Origin of the sequence: Arthrobacter sp. 8AJ, assembly GCF_902506025.1 — a bacterium.
In the GTDB taxonomy this organism is placed as follows: Bacteria; Actinomycetota; Actinomycetes; order Actinomycetales; family Micrococcaceae; genus Arthrobacter.
Genome location: NZ_LR733289.1, coordinates 3,136,839 through 3,151,766, shown reverse-complemented (window position 1 = coordinate 3,151,766; position 14,928 = coordinate 3,136,839). Strand labels below are relative to the sequence as shown.

Annotated in this window: 16 protein-coding genes; 12 read left to right on the top strand and 4 right to left on the bottom strand. The window is 65.5% G+C overall.

The window, feature by feature from the left end; all coding sequences use genetic code 11:
• Nucleotides 1-85: 85 nt before the first annotated feature.
• From BACI349Y_RS14600 to BACI349Y_RS14585, 4 genes are read left to right on the top strand one after another with little or no spacing between them, the layout of a single operon-like run.
• A complete protein-coding gene (locus BACI349Y_RS14600) occupies nucleotides 86-1,354 on the top strand; it encodes an alpha-hydroxy acid oxidase (protein ID WP_159632728.1) in 1,269 nt (422 codons plus the stop codon).
• Between the two features lie 27 nt (nucleotides 1,355-1,381).
• Complete coding sequence (locus BACI349Y_RS14595) at nucleotides 1,382-2,290, top strand: ABC transporter substrate-binding protein (RefSeq protein WP_159632727.1); 909 nt, start codon at nucleotides 1,382-1,384, stop codon at nucleotides 2,288-2,290.
• 6 nt (nucleotides 2,291-2,296) lie between these two features.
• On the top strand, nucleotides 2,297-3,349 hold the full coding sequence (locus tag BACI349Y_RS14590) for an amino acid ABC transporter permease (RefSeq protein ID WP_159632726.1): 1,053 nt from the start codon (nucleotides 2,297-2,299) through the stop codon (nucleotides 3,347-3,349).
• Nucleotides 3,346-4,113, top strand: a complete 768-nt coding sequence (locus tag BACI349Y_RS14585) for an amino acid ABC transporter ATP-binding protein (RefSeq protein WP_328699862.1) — start codon at nucleotides 3,346-3,348, stop codon at nucleotides 4,111-4,113. Before BACI349Y_RS14590 ends, BACI349Y_RS14585 begins: the two co-directional genes overlap by 4 nt.
• Nucleotides 4,114-4,122: 9 nt before the next feature.
• Here the strand turns inward: BACI349Y_RS14585 and BACI349Y_RS14580 are convergent, their stop codons facing one another.
• Nucleotides 4,123-5,013: a potassium channel family protein gene (locus BACI349Y_RS14580; RefSeq protein WP_159632725.1), complete on the bottom strand. Its 891-nt coding sequence runs from the start codon at nucleotides 5,011-5,013 to the stop codon at nucleotides 4,123-4,125.
• Nucleotides 5,014-5,063: 50 nt separating this feature from the next.
• On the opposite strand from BACI349Y_RS14580, the gene BACI349Y_RS14575 reads away from it, so the two are divergent.
• The 3 genes from BACI349Y_RS14575 to BACI349Y_RS14565 are packed head-to-tail and all read left to right on the top strand — an operon-like array spanning nucleotide 5,064 to nucleotide 6,816.
• On the top strand, nucleotides 5,064-5,576 hold the full coding sequence (locus tag BACI349Y_RS14575; protein ID WP_159632724.1) for a GNAT family N-acetyltransferase: 513 nt from the start codon (nucleotides 5,064-5,066) through the stop codon (nucleotides 5,574-5,576).
• A complete protein-coding gene (locus BACI349Y_RS14570; RefSeq protein WP_201302451.1) occupies nucleotides 5,573-6,247 on the top strand; it encodes a DUF1214 domain-containing protein in 675 nt (224 codons plus the stop codon). The genes BACI349Y_RS14575 and BACI349Y_RS14570 overlap by 4 nt, the downstream gene beginning before the upstream one ends.
• Nucleotides 6,244-6,816: a DUF1254 domain-containing protein gene (locus BACI349Y_RS14565; RefSeq protein ID WP_159632722.1), complete on the top strand. Its 573-nt coding sequence runs from the start codon at nucleotides 6,244-6,246 to the stop codon at nucleotides 6,814-6,816. Before BACI349Y_RS14570 ends, BACI349Y_RS14565 begins: the two co-directional genes overlap by 4 nt.
• An 88-nt stretch (nucleotides 6,817-6,904) precedes the next feature.
• Here the strand turns inward: BACI349Y_RS14565 and BACI349Y_RS14560 are convergent, their stop codons facing one another.
• Nucleotides 6,905-8,581: an FAD-binding dehydrogenase gene (locus tag BACI349Y_RS14560; protein WP_159632721.1), complete on the bottom strand. Its 1,677-nt coding sequence runs from the start codon at nucleotides 8,579-8,581 to the stop codon at nucleotides 6,905-6,907.
• A 161-nt stretch (nucleotides 8,582-8,742) separates the two neighbouring features.
• Between BACI349Y_RS14560 and BACI349Y_RS14555 the strand changes: the two genes are divergently transcribed.
• The 3 genes from BACI349Y_RS14555 (at nucleotide 8,743) to BACI349Y_RS14545 (ending at nucleotide 11,244) form a co-directional block, all read left to right on the top strand.
• Nucleotides 8,743-9,549, top strand: a complete 807-nt coding sequence (locus BACI349Y_RS14555) for an SPFH domain-containing protein (protein ID WP_159632720.1) — start codon at nucleotides 8,743-8,745, stop codon at nucleotides 9,547-9,549.
• Between the two features lie 161 nt (nucleotides 9,550-9,710).
• A complete protein-coding gene (locus BACI349Y_RS14550) occupies nucleotides 9,711-11,096 on the top strand; it encodes an OFA family MFS transporter (protein ID WP_159632719.1) in 1,386 nt (461 codons plus the stop codon).
• A gap of 1 nt (nucleotide 11,097) precedes the next feature.
• Complete coding sequence (locus tag BACI349Y_RS14545; RefSeq protein WP_201302450.1) at nucleotides 11,098-11,244, top strand: MFS transporter small subunit; 147 nt, start codon at nucleotides 11,098-11,100, stop codon at nucleotides 11,242-11,244.
• Between the two features lie 223 nt (nucleotides 11,245-11,467).
• Here BACI349Y_RS14545 and BACI349Y_RS14540 read toward each other — a convergent pair whose 3' ends face one another.
• Entirely contained in the window at nucleotides 11,468-11,899 is a 432-nt protein-coding gene (locus tag BACI349Y_RS14540; protein ID WP_159632718.1) for a DUF2177 family protein, read from the bottom strand.
• Nucleotides 11,900-12,182: 283 nt separating this feature from the next.
• Here BACI349Y_RS14540 and BACI349Y_RS14535 point away from each other — a divergent pair, with 283 nt between their 5' ends.
• Together BACI349Y_RS14535 and BACI349Y_RS14530 are read left to right on the top strand one after the other, a co-directional pair.
• Nucleotides 12,183-13,052 (top strand): DUF1295 domain-containing protein, encoded by an 870-nt coding sequence (locus BACI349Y_RS14535; protein ID WP_159632717.1) that lies wholly within the window; start codon nucleotides 12,183-12,185, stop codon nucleotides 13,050-13,052.
• A gap of 220 nt (nucleotides 13,053-13,272) precedes the next feature.
• Nucleotides 13,273-14,313, top strand: a complete 1,041-nt coding sequence (locus tag BACI349Y_RS14530; protein WP_159632716.1) for a TerC family protein — start codon at nucleotides 13,273-13,275, stop codon at nucleotides 14,311-14,313.
• A 132-nt stretch (nucleotides 14,314-14,445) separates the two neighbouring features.
• Here the strand turns inward: BACI349Y_RS14530 and BACI349Y_RS14525 are convergent, their stop codons facing one another.
• Entirely contained in the window at nucleotides 14,446-14,565 is a 120-nt protein-coding gene (locus BACI349Y_RS14525) for an MBL fold metallo-hydrolase RNA specificity domain-containing protein (RefSeq protein ID WP_442858426.1), read from the bottom strand.
• Nucleotides 14,566-14,928 lie beyond the last annotated feature (363 nt).

The window sequence follows — 14,928 nt, the reverse complement described above, 5'->3', positions numbered from 1 at the left end:
ACTTGTGAGTTTCTCCATAGTCGCACAGTCCGCGGCTTCCTACGCTGAAGTCAACGAACGCAACGCACGCAGTGGAAGGCCGTCATTGAAAATCGGCGAAGCCAAGGAGCTCATCCAGGTCAAAGCACCCGTATTCTCCCGGCGGCGCCGCGTACTTGCCAACGCATACAACGTGGAGGAGTACCGGAAGTCCGCGCGCAAAGTCCTGCCCGCCGGAATCTTCGACTACCTCGACGGCGGGTCAGAGGACGAGGTGACACTACGCCGCAATCGCGCTGTATTCGACTCCTGGGCCCTCATGCCCAGCTGGGGGCCGGTCGAGGGACCTGATACCAGTACAGCCCTGCTTGGCAGGACCAGCGCCCTGCCACTGACGCTGACCCCCACCGGTGCCACCCGTTTGTTTCACCCCGAGGGGGAGGCAGCCGTCGCGGCGGCAGCCGACCGTGCCCACATCCCTTACGGACTCGCCGGGCTAAGCACCGTGGCTATGGAGACCATTGCCCGAAGCCACCCAGGCCTGGACCGCTGGTTCAACTTTGGGCTCGGCTCGGAGCCGAAGGCCGCGAAAGACAAACTGGCACGCTGCGAAGCTGCGGGATTCACCACACTGATTGTCGGCGTCGACACCCGTGCACTCGGTGCAAGGGAACGCGACCTCCACAACGGCTTTACCGCTCCGCCCGCCTTGACCCTTTCGACTATTGCCGACATTGCCCGACGCCCATCCTGGTGGGTCAACTTCCTGAGGTCAGAAGGCATCAGCTTCCCCAATCTGGATCCGCACAGTGCTGCCGCCACCTCCATGGTCACCCCATCCATGTGGCAGCACATCCTGGGCCATTCGGACGCATCCAGCGGCTGGAAGGAACTCGAGGAACTGCGTCAGGCCTGGCAGGGCAAGATCGTACTCAAAGGCTGCGTCAACCCATCCGACGTCGACAAGGCAGCCCGGATCGGGCTGGACGCCGTGCAGCTGAGCAACCACGGCGGCCGCCAGTTGGACCACATGCTGAGCCCCATGGACGTCCTCCAGGAATCGCGGCAGCGGGTGGGTGACTCGCTGGAAATCTACGTGGATTCGGGAATCCGGCGGGGCAGCGACATCCTCAAGGCACTGGCGCTCGGAGCAGACGCCTGCTCCATCGGCCGCGCCTACCTCTACGGTCTGGTCGCTGCCGGCTCTCCTGGAGTAGGCCGCATCATTGACATCCTCGCGGACGAACTCAGGCGTACCATGACGCTGGTAGGTGTTTCCAGCGTCCCTGAGCTGAAAGCCAGGGGTGGGGAGATCCTCCGGGACCTCCGTTCTTCCGGCGAAATTCTTGAGACAACGAAGTCAGGCAACAACTAAAGAAGATCCCTGAAAGCTAAGGAAGCCATGCGCACCAGATACGTACTCCCCGTCCTTACCGTAGCCTCGGCACTCGCGCTCTCCGGATGCGTGGACAACAGCCAGCCGGCCGCCACCGGGCCCGCCTCGGCGAGCGGCACCGCCGCCGCCGTCGACGTCAAAAAGAACGACTCCATCGCGGCGTCCCTGCCGGAAAAGATCAAAAGTGCCGGAGTCCTGAACGTCGGCATGGCCAACAACTACCCGCCCAACGAGTTCAAGGACGACAACGGGGCACCGGCGGGCTGGTCGGTTGACCTCACCAATGCACTGGGCAAGGTGATGGGCCTGAAGGTCAATTTCGACATAGGCACGTTCGATAACATCCTGCCCGCGGTGCGTGCAGGCAAAGACGACATGGGTATGTCCTCATTTACCGACACGAAAGAACGTGAGAAGCAGGTGGACTTCCTCAATTACTACTCGGCCGGCATCCAGTGGGCGGCCCCCAAAGGTAAGACCGTGGACCCTAACAACGCGTGCGGACTGAAGGTGGCTGTCCAGGCAACAACTTATGAGGACACCGACGAAGTGCCCAAGAAGTCGAAGGCCTGCACCGACGCGGGGAAGCCTGCAATCCAGATCTTCAAATTTGACGCGCAGGACCAGGCGACCAATGCACTGGCGGTGGGGCAGGTGGATGCGATGAGCGCTGACTCGCCCGTCACCCTCTACGCGATCTCCAAGACCAAGGACAAGCTGCAGACGGCGGGGGACGCATTTGAGGTGGCTCCTTACGGCATCCCCGTTGCGAAGGGCAGCGACTTCACTCCGGTCCTCCAGAAGGCGCTCCAGTCGCTGATCGATGACGGCACGTACACCAAGATCCTGTCCAAGTGGGGAGTGGAAGCCGGCGGAGTAAAGACGGCTGCCCTCAACGTGGCATCCAAGGGGTAAGAGAACATGAGCAGGGCGGAATCCGACGGGATGATTGAGGCGGAACATGGAAGGGGCCCGCGCGGCGGCAGTGGCAGCGGGCTCGCCGCGGGCGATGCTCCGCCCGAGACCATCGTCGCGATTCCGCTCCGCCACCCCTGGCGGATCCTGATTGCCGTCGTCCTGGTGCTCGGGCTGGCAGTCTTTGTGCTGGACGCGGCACAGCGACCGGACTACGGCTGGCCGGAAGTGGGCAAATACATTTTTGACCGCCGGATCAGCCAGGCTGCGTGGGTGACATTGTCGCTGACCATCTACGCCATGATCGGCGCGATCGTCATCGGCCTTGTACTGGCCATCATGCGGCTGTCACCCAATCCGGTGCTCAAGAATATCGCCTGGCTGTACATCTGGATCTTCCGCGGCACACCTGTGTACGTGCAGCTGGTCTTCTGGGGCCTGGTCTCCCTCATCTACCCGGTGTTCACGCTGGGCATTCCATTCATGGACCCGTGGGTCACCATCCCGAACGGGATCTTCACCAACCTCTTCATCACCGCCGTCATTGGGCTCGGCCTGAACGAGGCCGCGTACATGTCCGAGATCGTCCGTGCAGGACTCTTGTCCGTGGACCGCGGCCAGGAGGAGGCCGCCACGGCGCTGGCCCTGTCCTGGGGCCAGACCATGAGGTTCGTCGTGGTCCCGCAGGCCATGAAGATCATCATTCCGCCCACCGGTAACGAAGTAATTTCCATGTTGAAGACCACCTCGCTGGTGGCCGCCATCCCCTTGAGCATCGACCTGTATGGCGTGTCCCGCGGGATCTCCGCCGTTACCTTCACCCCGGTCCCACTGCTGATCGTGGCGTCGCTCTGGTACCTGCTTTTCACGTCAGTCCTGATGGTGGGGCAGCACTTCATCGAGAAGAGGTTTTCCCGCGGCACCGGCCGGGCGGACTTGGGCAGGCGGTCACCGACGTCGGATACGGCACAAGCCGCAGGCCCGGCGGCAGCCCCCGGAGCGGTGCTTCCGGGAGAGCCAGGCGCACCGCTTGGCAATGACTTTGGAGGTAAGGGATGACGGGCGTGCCGATGGTGCTTGCCGAGAAGGTTTCCAAGAATTTCGGCACAAACAAGGTCCTGCGGGGTATCAGCCTGGAGGTGGCCCGCGGCCAGGTGCTGTGCATTGTGGGGCCGAGCGGATCGGGCAAGTCGACGTTCCTGCGCTGCATCAACCATCTGGAACGAGTGGACGGCGGCCGGCTTTCGATCGACGGCGAGCTGGTGGGCTACCGCCAGAAGGGTGGCAAGCTCTACGAGCTCAAGCTCTCGGAAGCGGCCTTCCAGCGTCGCGAAATCGGGATGGTATTCCAGCGTTTCAATCTCTTTCCACACCTGACGGCCATGGAGAACATCACCCTGGCTCCCATCCGGGTGAAAGGCCTCTCCAAGGCCAAAGCCACCGCCCGGGCAAAAGAGCTGCTGGAACGGGTGGGGCTGGGGGACAAGGGGGACGCTTACCCGGCCCACCTGTCCGGCGGACAGCAGCAACGCGTGGCCATCGCCCGTGCCCTTGCCATGGATCCCAAGCTGATGCTCTTTGACGAGCCCACGAGTGCCCTTGACCCGGAATTGGTGGGGGAGGTGCTTGAGGTCATGAAGGAATTGGCCAGGAGCGGCATGACCATGGTGGTGGTGACCCACGAGATGGGGTTCGCCCGTGAGGTCGCGGACACGCTGGTCTTCATGGATGAAGGCGTGGTGGTGGAGGCCGGGCCGCCGCGGGAGGTTCTCAGTAATCCCCGGCACCAACGGACCCAGGAGTTCCTTTCCAAAGTGCTGTAACTTCTGGCGTCACGCCCGCGGGGCCGGGGGCCGCCGGTGCCGGTGGTGGAGTTCGTAGTGGTCGAACACGTCGGAGGACGTGTCTCCCACATGGCCGAACTTTCCGCGCAGCACTTCTGCCAGGTCATCCAGGGCCGCGTAGAGCATCCGCCCGGCAAACCGCAGTTCAGGGTTGTCGCTGGCCTGGGCTTCCGAGGCCAGCTGATGGGCGTAGGCAAGGGTGGCCGGCAGCGATCCCCGCTGTTCCACCTCGTGGAAGTAGTAGGTCTCGTGGAAGGACAGGAGATCGATGCTCACGGACGCCACGTTTTCGGCCATCGCCTCCAGCAGTCCCGCCGCATGACCGGCTTCCAGCGCCGCGATGCCGGAGGTTCCCGCCGCTTCCCGGAACAGGTTGAGCCGGTGGGCAAGGGCACGCCGCCGGCTCAGCGCCGGGTAGGTCTGCAGGATCCAGGAAACCGTGGCGGTGAGCAGGCCAAAACCTGCCACGGCCTGGAACGCCATCACCAGCCGGAGGACCGGATGGATGGCCACGATCTCACCGAAACCGGCGGTGGACAGGGCCACCAGCGAAATGTAGAGCGCCTCGGCGAAGTCGGCCTGCCGGGGGATGTCGTTCGAATAGGAGAAGCCGGCCGGCAGGTGGGGGAGGTACAGGAGCGCCCAGCCCACGGCAGCCAGGGTGGCCCAGGCAGCGATGACTGCAGCCATGGCCAGCGGTGCGGCGACTGATGAGGCGCCGCCCCTGAGTTTCCTGGACAGCAGCCAGAACCCGCGCATGATGGTCCGTCCCACGGGGCCCGAGCCATGCGGGTAGAGCAAGGTGTGGAAGACGTCGGCGATCATCAGCAGAATCAGCGCCGCGCCAACTGCCGTCAAAAGCACGCCCTCGAAGTTCATGCCTCATCTTAAGTGCCGCAGAGTGCGGGTCCGCTGGCTAGGCTGGCGCCATGGACTTTCGACTTCGCCAGGCCAGCCCGGAAGACGCCGAGGCGGTGGTGCTCATGCAGACACTGGCGCACGAGGAGTGCTACCCGCACCTGCTCTCGCCGGCCTTCTTCGAGCGACGCCGGGCCGGCATCCCGGAACGGGTGGAGCGGCGACGGGCGTTCCTGGACACCCGGGAGCCGCGGATCCTCGCCTTCGACGACGACAACCAGCTGGTGGGCTACGCGGACGCCGGCCCCGGGCGGGAGGACGACGCTCCTGAAGCGCTGGAGCTTTACTCGATCTACACCCTCCGGCGCACCTATGGGAGCGGCCTGGGGGCAGCACTGGTGCGTGCCGCCGTCGGCTCCGGTCCGGGGTACTTGTGGGTGCTGGAAAATAACCCGCGCGCGCTTGCCTTCTACCTGAAACAGGGATTCCGGCCCGACGGGAAACGCAACACCCTGCCGCCCGAATGGGAGGCACTTCCCGAACTCCGGCTGGTCCGGAGGGCCAAGGAGGCAACGGAGCGTTGAGGAGGGCCTATGCCTACTTCGCCGCGCTGGTGGGCCTCATCTGCGTGGCGTTCGTCCTTGCCATGCTCTTCCTCCCGCTGAACCGGACCGTCCGCAGCGATGTGCTGCAGGGCTTCCTGATCGGCTTTGGCCTGGCTTTCGTCACCGCCCAGGTGTACTCCAGGGTCAAAGCCGTCCGGGTGAACGGGTGGATCACCATGCCCGGCCTGGGCGATCCCGGCAACGGCGTGCTGCTGCGCGCTGCCTGCGCCCAGCTGTTCCCGGGCCCGGTGAACACACCGGAAGAAGCGGTCTACTGGTGGGCCAATTCTGACGCCTCGGGCGCCCCGCTGACCGGCCGGCACCAGTACGTCCTCCGGTTCCCGCCCGGCGGACTGCCGCCCACCAACGCCTTTTGGTCACTCACGATGGGCGACGCCCGGAACCGCTTCGTGGCCAACCCCCTCCACAGGTACAGCGTGAGCGACAGGTCCGGACTGGTCCCCGGCCCGGACGGCTCTGTTGAGGTCTGCATCCAGGCCACCCCTCCGGCAGGCCGCGAACGCAACTGGCTGCCCGCCCCGGACGGAAAGTTCATCCTCTGGCTGCGTGTCTACGAGCCCGGCCCTGCGGTCCTGGACGGAAGCTATGTGGTTCCGGCAGTGGCCAGGGCGGGAGGCGGGACGCCATGAGGCTGGAACACCTGTTCATCTTCTTCACGGTCATGGCGGCCACGTGGTTCGCTGCCACCTATTTTTGGCCCCGCATGCTCCTCTCCGTGTTCAAGCGGGCCATCGTGGTCAAGGGCTTCGGCGAAGGTCCCATTCCCGTCAACACCCTGTACATCCAGTCGCAGGCGCTCTTCGCAGACCCGCTCAATATGCCGGCGGGCACCTCCCGAGTGGCGTCGGCCGGCGTCAACCGGGACACCCTCCTGACGTTGGGTTGGCTGGACCTCTCGAAAGGTCCGCTGGTGCTCCACGTGCCGGACATGGGAGGGCGCTACTACAGCGTGCAGTTCACCAACCCCTCGAACAACACCAATTTCGCCTACGTCGGCAAGCGCACCATCGGAACAGGGGCAGGGGACTTCCTCATCACTGGGCCTGGATGGTCCGGTGATGTTCCGGGCGGGATGGGTCATATCGCTTCTCCACGCCGCTCGGTGCTCCTCATCGGCCGCGTACTGGTCTACGACGACGGCGACCTGCCAGCCGCGCACAGGCTCTCGACGCAGCTTCGCCTAGCGCCCCTGCCGTAACTTCGGGAGGGCACAGCGGACGACGGCGGCACGGGGCCGGGTGCCACAGCTGACTTTGGCGCGGCCAGGGCCCTGGTGCGCCCCCGGGCTACAGCGCGGCGGCGAGCGTGCGGCCCGCGGTAAGGCCGGTGAAGATGCAGCCGCCCAGGAAGGTGCCTTCGAGCGCGTTGTACCCGTGGGCGCCGCCGCCGCCAAAGCCGGCCGCTTCCCCGGCAGCATAAAGCCCGGGAATGGGAACGCCGTCCCGTCCCAGTGCCTGGCCTGTGAGGTCCGTCTGGATTCCGCCCAAGGTTTTCCGGGTGACCACGTGCAGCCGCACGGCGATCAGCGGCCCGGCTTTCGGGTCCAGGATCCGGTGCGGCTTCACGGTGCGGAAAAGCCGGTCTCCCAGGTAGCGCCGGCTGTTCCGGATGCCGGCCACCTGGACGTCCTTGGAATAGGGGTTGCGGATCTCGGCGTCGCGCTCCTCGATCTGCCGCCGGAGGTGTCCGTGGTCCAGCAGCGGCTGGTCCGTCAGGGCGTTCATCCCGCGGACCAGGTCCGCCAGGTTGTCCGCCACCACAAAGTCAGCGCCATGCTCCTTGAACGCCTCGATGGGGCCGGACGCGCCCCGGCCCAGCCGGGTCCTCAGCAGGAGCTTGAGGTCCCGGTTGGTGATGTCCGGATTCTGCTCGGAGCCTGAAAGGGCGAACTCCTTTTCGATGATGCGCTGGTTGAGGATGAACCAGGAATGATCGAACTGCTGGATCCCAGGAGTGGTTCGGAGCAGGCCGAGGGTGCCCAGGGTGTCGTAGCCGGGCAGGCCGGGGGCGGGGAGCCGGCGGCCCAGGGCATCGAACCAGAGCGACGACGGCCCGGGCAGGATCCGGATGGCATGGTCCGGCCAGATGGGGTTCCAGTTCCGGATGCCCTCCGTGTAGTGCCACATCCGGTCGCGGTTCACCAGCCTGACGCCGGACTGGTCGGCGATGTCCAGCATCCGCCCGTCCACATGCTGCGGGACGCCGGTGACCATCTTCCGCGGCGGCGTCCCCAGCCGATCGGGCCACCAGCGGCGCACCTGCCCGTGGTTGCCGCCGATCCCGCCGGACGCGATCACCACAGCCTGCGCCCGCAGCTCGAACTCGCCGGCCACGTCGCGGTTGGAGGAGACGCCACGCGGGGAGGCATCCGGTGCCAGCACTGCGCCCCGCACCCCGGTGACCGTGCCGCCGTCGTACGTTAAACCGTCCACCCGGTGCCGGAAGAAAAACCTGACGCCGCCCGCCGCGGCAGCCGCGCGGGCCTTGTCTGCGAAGGGCTCGGACACCCCGGTGCCGGTGCCCCAGGGGACATGGAATCGGGGGACCGAGTTGCCGTGGCCGCCTGCCCTGCCGTCGCCGCGCTCCGCCCAGCCCACCAGCGGGGTGAACCGGATGCCCTGCTGCTGCAGCCAGGCGCGCTTCTCTCCGGCGGCGAACTCCACGTACGCGCGCCCCCACCGGGCCGCCCATTCGTCCTCCGGGTGCGGGCCGGAAAGCCGGTCCCACTGCGCCGAGCCCTGCCAGTCCTGCCATGCCAGCTCAAAGGAATCCTTTACGCCCAGCCGGCGCTGCATCGGGGTGTCCACCAGGAACAGGCCGCCCAGCGACCAGAACGCCTGCCCGCCCAGGTTGGCCGCGTTCTCCTGGTCCACGATGGCCACCCGCCGTCCGGCGCGGACCAGCTCGTTGGCGGCCACGAGCCCTGCCAGCCCGCCGCCGATGATGATGACGTCCGCGTCCATGCGATCCCCGCCCTGCCTGACGATAAGTGAGAGTCCAGCATCAACCTACAGCAGGTTTGAAGCTCTCCTTCATGGTTGGTGGGAGAATGGAGCCAGGACATCTGTCACGGCGCCGGCCCGGCTCCGGCAGGTCCCACCCAGTACTTCAGGAGGGGATCCTGATGGACCCCACCACCGTCATTGCGGTTGTTGTCGTCATCCTGCTGCTCATCGTGGCGAGGATGTCCATCCGGATTGTGCGCCAATACGAGAAGGGTGTGCTCTTCCGGCTTGGCCGGGTGGTCGGCGTGCGGGAGCCCGGGCTGCGGCTGATCGTCCCGGTCATCGACCGGCTGCCGCTGGTCAGCCTGCGGATCGTCACCATGCCCATCCAGTCCCAGGGCATCATCACCCAGGACAACGTGAGCGTGGATGTTTCAGCGGTGGCCTACTACCGCGTGGTGGACGCCGTGAAGTCCATTGTCGCCATCGAAAACGTTGCCGCGGCCATCGACCAGATCGCCCAGACCACCCTGCGGAAAGTCGTGGGCCAGCACACCCTGGACCAGACCCTGTCCGAGACCGCGCGGATCAACGCTGACATCCGGCAAATCCTCGACGTGCTCAGCGTCGAGTGGGGCGTGGAGGTCACGCTGGTTGAGCTGAAGGATATCCAGCTGCCCGAAAGCATGAAGCGCGCCATGGCCCGCCAGGCTGAAGCTGAACGTGAGAAGAGGGCCAAGATCATCGCCGCCGAAGGCGAGGCCATCGCCGCCACGGCGCTCGGCGACGCGTCGGACACCATGATGGCCCACCCGCTGGCCCTGCAGCTCAGGAACCTGCAGTCCCTCGTGGAAATCGGCGTGGACAAGAACACCACCGTGGTGTTCCCCGCGCCGCTCATGAGCACCATCGGCGAACTGTCGGCTTTCCTGGCCCGGGAGGGCCAGGCGGCCTCCGCCGGTAAACCGCCCATCAAGGCCGCCTGACCGCCGCTCGCCGTAAAATCCCCGCCGTTCGGCGCGCCAACAGTACGTTTGCTGATGATTTGCATGATGATTGCCCAAGGCAAGGGGCCTGGGCTCGTCAAGGTCTTTCGCCTCTGGATCGATCAGACATCGACGTCTTCGACAAGCAAAGGGAATCAACCATGGGCTTCCTGGACCGTGACCACTCCATCGCCCCGCCGGGCTTCAACCGCTGGCTGGTCCCGCCGGCGGCGCTCGCCGTCCACTTGTGCATCGGGCAGGCGTACGCCACCAGCGTGTACAAGACCGCGCTGGTGAAGCACTTCGGTGCCAGCCTGACCGAGGTGGGCGTGATCTTCTCCATCGCCATCGTCATGCTGGGCCTTTCCGCCGCGGTCATGGGCACCTGGGTGGACACCAACGGCCCGCGCAAGGCGATGTTCACGTCCGCGATGTTCTGGGCGGGCGGCTTCCTCATCGGTTCGGTGGGCATCTTCACCCGGCAGCTCTGGCTGGTCTACCTGGGCTACGGCGTGGTGGGCGGCATCGGACTGGGCATCGGGTACATCTCGCCGGTGTCCACGCTGATCAAGTGGTTCCCGGACCGGCCGGGTCTGGCCACCGGCATGGCGATCATGGGCTTCGGCGGCGGCGCACTGATCGCCAGCCCGGTATCCCAGGCACTGCTCAAGGCCTACGATCCCAACTCCGGCGCCCAGGGCTGGGTTGCCAGCGGTGATGCCGTGGGCAAGCTCTTCCTGACCCTCGCCGTCGTCTATCTCGCCTACATGCTGTTCGGCGCGTTTACCGTCCGGGTGCCCGCCGACGGGTGGCGCCCCGCCGGGTTCGACCCCTCCAAGGTCAAGGCGGCCAAGCTGGTGACCACAGAGAACGTCTCGGCCAAAAACGCCATCAAGACGCGCCAGTTCTGGCTGGTGTGGGTGGCGCTATTCTGCAACGTCACGGCCGGCATCGGCATCCTGGAGCAGGCCGCGCCCATGATCCAGGACTTCTTCCGGCAGTCCGACGGCAAGTCCCTGGTGAGCGCCGGCGTGGCCGCAGGTTTCGTGGGGCTGCTGTCCATCGGCAACATGTCCGGCCGGTTCGCCTGGTCCGCCACCTCCGACGTTACGGGCCGCAAGCGGATCTACATGGTGTACCTGGGCGTGGGGGCCGTGCTGTACACGGTGCTGGCGCTGGCCGGGTCCAGTGCCACGGCCCTTTACGTGGTGCTCGCCTTCGTCATCATCTCGTTCTATGGGGGCGGCTTTGCCACCGTTCCGGCCTACCTGCGGGACCTGTTCGGGACGTTCCAGGTGGGCGCCATCCACGGCCGGCTGCTGACCGCGTGGTCCGCCGCCGGTGTGGCCGGGCCACTGATCGTCAACAGCATCCTGGATGCGCAGGGCAAGCCCGGCCAGCTGAATGCGGTGTCCTACCAGCCGGCGCTGCTGACCATGGTGGCGCTGCTGGTGATCGGCTTTGTGGCCAACCTGCTGGTCAAGCCCGTCGACGCACGGTTCCACGAATCCCGCCCCGAGCGGCACGAATCCACCATGGAGGCCTGAAATGAGCAGCACCGCACACACCCACGGCGCACACGAGCCGGTCAAGAAGTCCACCGGCAGGCTGGTCCTGGCCTGGGTCCTGGTGGGGATCCCGCTGGCCTATGGCGTCTTCCAGACGCTGACCCAGGTGGCCGCCCTGTTCGGTTGAGTTCTTGAACCCTGGTGTCACGCTGGCCCGGTTTTGGCGGCCGAACCGCGGTGGTTGCCCGTTGCTTCCCTCGCGTGGCGCTGAAAACCGGGCCAGTCTGTGCGCCCGGGCGTCACGCAGAGCAGGGTTTTGGCGGGAGCGGACGACGGCGGCCCCGGTTTTCCGGGGGTTCGCCGCCGTCCGTTCCCCTAAAGCGTGCCGTCCGTGACGCGGGTGCCGGCGGTCAGGCCGCGGCAGGCTTCATGAGCCGCCGCCGCAGGATGGTTGCCGTCACCCAGGTGACCAGGCTGCAGGCCGCGGCGCCCCAGAGGATGTCCGTCATGGCCACCAGCGCGGTAAAGTCCTTCAGCACGGCGAACCCGGTCAGCGCCCAGGTGGCGTAGGTGAAGAACCCGAACAGCGCAGCGCCGGTGACCCGCTGCCGCAGCGTAGCACGGGAGTCGTTGGGCCGGATGCCGTAGTGCACCATTCCCGCCACGAAGATGACATAGAACAGCACCGCGCCAGGCAGGTTGGCCGTGCCCCCCAGCAAGTGGCCGATCTGGCTCCGGTAGAGCGGGTTGGCCACCAGCAGGATCCACACCACATCCAGCACGGCGAAAATCAGGGCGCTGACAACGTAGGCGGTCAGCCAGTTCTTGGTGCGGGGGCTCATGGCGGGCTCCTTGGCTCGGGTGCGGTTCGCGTGCGGCTCGGGTGCGGTTCAGGAGTGGTTCGCAGCCACAGCCGGGTGTGGACTGCCCGGATCCGCATTCTTGCAGGAGTGAAGCCGGCGACCGTGCCGGTTCCACCCCATACAGGATGGCCGCCGCTCCGAACACTTAGTGGACAAGGCCACCAGGGCTGAGTTGTTGTTGGATATAGCCGTGCCCGGAGAGGCGCGGACGGGTACCGGCCGTGCAGCAGCGCGCGGCGGACCAGGGGAAAGGAATCTGTCCGTGAACGAAAAGAGCCGCAAGGCCCTCATCAGCACCATCATCGCCGTGGTGGTGGCGGTGCTCATCGCCCTCGCCGGAAGCCAAGGCGGGTCCAGGATCGGCGGGTTCCCTGTGTTCGCACTGGCGGTCGCCATTGCCTTCGTGATCCAGTGGCTGGTTTTCATCCCGTCCTACAAGGCGCAGACGGAGAAGTTCTACGACCTCACCGGCGCCCTGACCTACATCTCCATCACGGTGTTCCTGGTGCTGGCGTCCCCCGGCGTGGATGCCCGCGGCATGCTGCTGGCGGCCATGGTGGTGCTGTGGGCCGCGCGGCTGGGCAGCTTCCTGTTCCTGCGGATCAGCAAGCACGGCAAGGACGACCGCTTTGACGAACTCAAGCCGGACTTCTTCCGCTTCCTGAACACCTGGACCATCCAGGGCCTGTGGGTGGTGCTCACCGCGGCGCTCGCGTGGGTGGCCATCACGTCGGACAAGAAGGTGGGCCTGGACTGGTTTTTCTGGGCCGGCCTGCTGGTGTGGCTCGTGGGCATCACCATCGAGACCGCGGCGGACCTGCAGAAGAACCGGTTCAAGGACGATCCCGCCAACAAGGGCCGCTTCATCAGCACCGGCCTGTGGTCCAAGTCCCGCCACCCCAACTACTTCGGCGAGATCACGCTGTGGGTGGGTGTCGCCATCATCGCCCTTCCAGTCCTGCAGGGCTGGCAGTGGGCGGCGCTGGTCTCCCCGGTGTTCGTTGCCCTGCTGCTGATCAAGGGAAGCGGCGTGCCGCCTTTGGAGAAGAAAGCGGACAAGAAGTGGGGCGGCCAGGCCGACTACGAGGAGTACAAGAGGAACACTCCGGTGCTGGTGCCCAAGCTGAGGTAGGGCTCTACCGCAGCATGATCTACGACGGCGGCATCCGGAACCGGGTGCCGTCGTCGGCCGTTGATCAGTTACGATTTAACCCATCAAGGGGAGTACTCCCGTCTGTGAGTGGCCCGTCAATACGGATGCAGCGAAGCATCCCGGGCCACCGGCTCCGGTTCCCACCGGGCGGAGGAGACCTTGGCGTACATGTCAACGCCTACCCTTTGGAGTACCCGCCATGCAGGTAACACCCCTCATCTGGATCATCACCATCGCCGTGACCATCCTGTTCTTCGTTTACGAGTTCTTCGCCCACGTCCGCAAACCCCACGAACCGTCCATCGGTGAGTCCGCCCGCTGGTCGGCGTTCTACATTGGACTCGCGCTCGTCTTCGGCGCCGGGATCGGGGTGGTCTCCGGCTGGACGTACGGCGGCGAGTACTTCGCCGGCTACCTCACCGAAAAAGCCCTGTCCGTGGACAACCTGTTCGTCTTCCTCATCGTGATGACCGGGTTCGCAGTTCCCAAGAAGTACCAGCAGAAGGTGCTGATGGTGGGCATCATCATCGCCCTCATCCTCCGCGGCGGGTTCATCGCCATAGGCGCCACCCTGATCGAAAACTTCTCCTGGGTGTTCTACATCTTCGGCGCCCTGCTGCTCTTCCTCGCGTACCGGCAGGCGTTCGGCGGCCACGACGCCAACCCGGCTGACGGCAAATTCATGAAACTGGTCCGCCGTGTCCTGCCGGTCACCCCGGACTACCACCGGGACCGGCTCACCGTGAAGCTGGACGGCAAGCGGTTCGTGACGCCGATGATGCTCACCATCATCGCGATCGGGTTCGTGGACCTGATCTTCGCCGTTGACTCGATTCCCGCGATCTACGGCCTGACCAGCGAGGCGTACATCGTCTTCACGGCCAACGCCTTCGCCCTCATGGGCTTGCGGCAGCTGTTCTTCCTTATCGGCGGACTGCTGGAGCGCCTCGTCTACCTCGCCCAGGGCCTCGCCGTCATCCTCGCGTTCATCGGCGTCAAGCTGGTCTTCCACGCCCTGCATGTCAACGAGCTCCCCTTCATCAACGGCGGCCAGCCGCTCCTCTGGGTGCCCGAGATCCCCATCTGGTTCTCCCTGCTGTTCATCGGCGCCACCATCCTCGTGGCCACGGTGGCCAGCCTGGCCAAGACCCGCGGCGGGACCGGGGGCGGACATGCAGTCACAGGTAACGTTGATGCCCGCGCAGGCGAGGACTCGGATACGCCGGCTGGGGCCCGCTAGCCGCCGGCCGGCTCGCAGGGCAGGACGTACGACGGCGGCACTCCAGGCGGGTGCTGCCGTCGCCCTGATGACAGGCAACCGAGCGAGTGGGGAGGATTTACGTGCCGGAGGGCAGGGGTCTGCAATCCCTTTTCAACGCGGCTTGTCCAGTGAGATGGTTTCCATGTGCTCCGGGACGCGGACCCTCCAACCGAGCTGACGTTTGATCCTGGCCCGGAGGGCATCAGAGGCATCCGGCTCTCCGTGGGTGATTCCTGGGAAGGCACTGGCCGGGCCGGGCGGTGGGTTCAGGTGGTGCAGATCGAAACCCAGGAAATTTTCGGCGGAATGGCACTGCCCCCTGTTGGAGGAGCGGGTCCGGTCCTAAACTTAAAGCGCCTGCAGGTAACCATCAGATGACGCCGGGTTGTTCAGGACATGAGAATGTCCGAGCCTTCTCTTAGCGAGATCGCGAAGGTACCTGCAGGTTTTGTGTGTGTGGAGACTGCCGGCCGCTGGGAAGTTTGGCTCTTGCGCCATCGGTAAACCAGGAGTAGCACTGTCAATACGTTCTGTTCGTCATAACGGCATCAAAACAGTCGAAGCCCCTTCAGTATTGCTGGTGGGGCTTCCCCG